Consider the following 2,883-nt stretch of genomic DNA (forward strand, 5'->3'; position numbering starts at 1 on the left):
GGCGGGAGTTCATCGACGACCTGCTCTACGGCCGCAGCGATCTGGGACGGCTGGCGGAGCGTGCCGAGCGCTTCGGGCTGCGGCTGTCCCACGCGCACGCGGTCGCGGTCGCCCGGGGCGCGGTCGCCTACGACGACGGCGACCCGGTGCCGCGGCAGGTGGAGCGCGCCCTGATCTCCCGGTTCGGTGACCGCAGCATCCTGCTCACCACCAAGGACGGGCGGCTGCTGTGCATCGCGCCCGGACACCAGGAGGACGTACTCACGTACTTCGCGAAGCAGGCGTACGCCGCCACCGACGGCGGGCAGGTCGCCATCGGACGCCCGCAGTCCGGGCCGGGCGGTGTCGTCCAGTCCTACGAGGAGGCCCTGAGCTCACTGGAGATAGCCGAGCGGCTGGGGTTCGACGACCCGGTGCTGCGCGCCGCCGACCTGCTCGTCTACCCCGTGCTGGCCCGCGACCGCCAGGCCATGGCCGACCTGGTGCGCAACACCCTGGGGCCGCTGACCACGGCCCGCGGCGGTGCCGTGCCCCTCCTGGACACGCTCACCGCGTACTTCGACTCCGGCTGTGTCGCCGCGGAGGCGGCCCGGCGGCTCTCGCTCAGCGTGCGCGCGCTGACGTACCGCCTGGAGCGCATCCACAAGCTCACCGGCGCCAACCCGTCGGACGCGTCCCACCGCTACATGCTCCAGACGGCGGTGATCGGGGCACGTCTGCTGGACTGGCCGGCCGGCGAGCTGTGAGCGTCCGGGCCCGGGTCAGCCCTCGACCAGGGTGATGTCCCGGTGCCCGACCGCGTGGACGACGGGCACCAGGAGGATGCCGCCGGGACGCAGCTCCATGAGGGTCGCCTCGACGCGGGCCCGGCCCGCCTCGAGGGCGCCCGCGGGCACGGTTCCGGTGTTCTCCCAGCGGTGCTCCTCGCCGTCGCAGACCGCGCGGGTGCCGCCGACGGAGTAGTGGACGTCGGACGAGGGCCGCTTGACCGAGGAGCTGACGAAGACCGGCCCGTCGCCGCCGAGGCAGCGGTAGGTACCGGAGAGGGTGACGGACCCGTCGGCCATCCGGCCCTCCTTGTCCACCGTCACGGACTCCGAGGGGGCGGCGGGGGCGGCCGACGCGGGCGCGGGAGCCGCCGCGGCGAAGCCGAGCAGCAGCAGCGCGGAACCGGCCGCGACGCCGAGGGCGGGACGTACGGGCATGGGGAACCTCCCGGAACGAGCGTGATGAGGGATTCCACCAGTACCCGGCACAGGGCCCGGGGCCGGTCATCGTCACCCCTTCGGTGGCGAGTCGGCCCCGGCCGTCGGGGAACCGTCCCGGGATTGTCCGGGGGCTGTCACGTTTCCCGGCGGCCGGTTCCGGCGCCTGCGCGGTCCGGGCATGGTCTGTGCATACGGTCCGTTCGGATCGTTCCACCGATGTGGAGGTGCGCCATGTGTGCCCACCGGTCTTCCTGCCCTCAGCCCCATGAAACTGCCGCGCATGTGGTGGCCGCACATGTGGTGGCCGCCCACCCCGAGCAGGGCTGGAGCCTGCTGTGCGACGGTGCGATCGTCTTCGACGACACCGGCGAGCTGCTCCCCGACGGCCGGGTGGTCGCCCCGCACCGGGTGCCCGCCGACCGGCTCGCGGTCGCCGTCTGAGCCGGTCCGCCCCTCTCAGGGCAGCAGGGCGAAGCCGTCGAGCTCCACCAGGGCCCGTTCGTCCCACAGACGGGCCACTTCCACGACCGCCATCGCCGGGTAGTCCCGGCCGGCCAGCTCCCGCCAGATGCGGCCGAGTTCGCGGGCGTGGGTGCGGTACGCGGCCACGTCGGTGGCGTAGACGGTGACGCGGGCCAGGTCGGCGGGGGTGCCGCCGGCCGCGCGCAGGGCGGTGAGGAGGTTGGTGAGGGCCCGCGTGAACTGTTCGGGCAGGGTGTCGCCGGCCACCTTGCCGTCGGCGTCCAGGGCGGTCTGGCCGGCCAGGAACACCAGCCGGGAGCCGGTGGCGACGACGGCGTGCGAGAAACCGGCCGGCGGGGAGAGCTCGGGCGGGTTGACGCGCTCGGTGGTCACCGGTCCTCCAGGTTCCTGTACAACTCCTTGGCGATGATGCCCCGTTGCACTTCGCTCGCCCCCTCGTAGACGCGGGGTGCGCGGACCTCCCGGTAGAGGTGTTCGAGCAGGTGACCGCGTTGCAGGGCGCGGGCCCCGTGCAGCTGGACGGCCCGGTCGACGACGTACTGCGCGGTCTCGGTGGCCAGCAGCTTCGCCATCGCGGCGCGCCCGGGGACGCCGTCGGCGCCCTCGTCGTACGCCGTCGCCGCCGCGTACACCATGAGCCGGGCGGACTCCGTGCGCAGCGCCATCTCGGCGACCTGGTGGGCGACGGACTGGAGGTCCTTCAGCTTGCCGCCGAACGCGTCCCGCCGGGCGGTGTGGGCGAGGGTCGCGTCCAGGGCGGCCTGGGCCATGCCGACCGCGAAGGCGCCGACGCTGGGGCGGAACAGGTTGAGGGTGTCCATGGCGACCCGGAACCCCTGGTCGACCTCGCCGAGCACGTCGTCGGCGGTCACCGGTACGGCGTCGAAGCGGAGGGCGCCGATGGGGTGCGGGGAGAGCATGTCGAGGGCGGACCCGGTGAGTCCGGGCCGGTCGGCGGGCACCAGGAAGGCGGTCACACCGCGCGCGCCGGCGCCGGGGGTGGTCCGGGCGAAGACGGTGTAGAAGTCGGCCCCTGGGGCGTTGGAGATCCAGCACTTCTCCCCGGTGAGCCGCCAGCCGGAGCGGCCGTCGGGGTGCGCGGCCGGGGACGCCGGAACCGGGGTGGCGTCCGTCGCCGCGCCCCGTGCGGAGACGCGCCCGCCGCCCCGCGCGGAGACGTCCGGTGCCGGGC

Annotated in this window: 5 protein-coding genes; 2 read left to right on the forward strand and 3 right to left on the reverse strand. The window is 74.5% G+C overall.

Translation table 11 applies throughout. From position 1 onward, the window contains the following. A partial coding sequence (locus B7767_RS16365; protein ID WP_085572834.1) for a CdaR family transcriptional regulator occupies positions 1–746 on the forward strand: 746 nt, incomplete at its 5' end. 15 nt (positions 747–761) lie between these two features. Here B7767_RS16365 and B7767_RS16370 read toward each other — a convergent pair. Beyond that, on the reverse strand, positions 762–1,205 hold the full coding sequence (locus B7767_RS16370; RefSeq protein ID WP_085572835.1) for a DUF6299 family protein: 444 nt from the start codon (positions 1,203–1,205) through the stop codon (positions 762–764). Between the two features lie 234 nt (positions 1,206–1,439). On the opposite strand from B7767_RS16370, the gene B7767_RS16375 reads away from it, so the two are divergent. After that, positions 1,440–1,649, forward strand: coding sequence for a DUF5999 family protein (locus tag B7767_RS16375; protein WP_085572836.1), 210 nt, complete (start codon positions 1,440–1,442; stop codon positions 1,647–1,649). Positions 1,650–1,664: 15 nt separating this feature from the next. On the opposite strand, the gene B7767_RS16380 is transcribed toward B7767_RS16375, so the two are convergent. Then, positions 1,665–2,063 (reverse strand): RidA family protein, encoded by a 399-nt coding sequence (locus B7767_RS16380; RefSeq protein ID WP_085572837.1) that lies wholly within the window; start codon positions 2,061–2,063, stop codon positions 1,665–1,667. Further along, the coding region (locus tag B7767_RS16385; RefSeq protein WP_179167168.1) for an acyl-CoA dehydrogenase family protein at positions 2,060–2,883 on the reverse strand (824 nt) is incomplete at its 5' end. The genes B7767_RS16385 and B7767_RS16380, both read right to left, overlap by 4 nt.

The organism is Streptomyces sp. 13-12-16 (assembly GCF_002114215.1).
Lineage (GTDB): Bacteria > Actinomycetota > Actinomycetes > Streptomycetales > Streptomycetaceae > Streptomyces.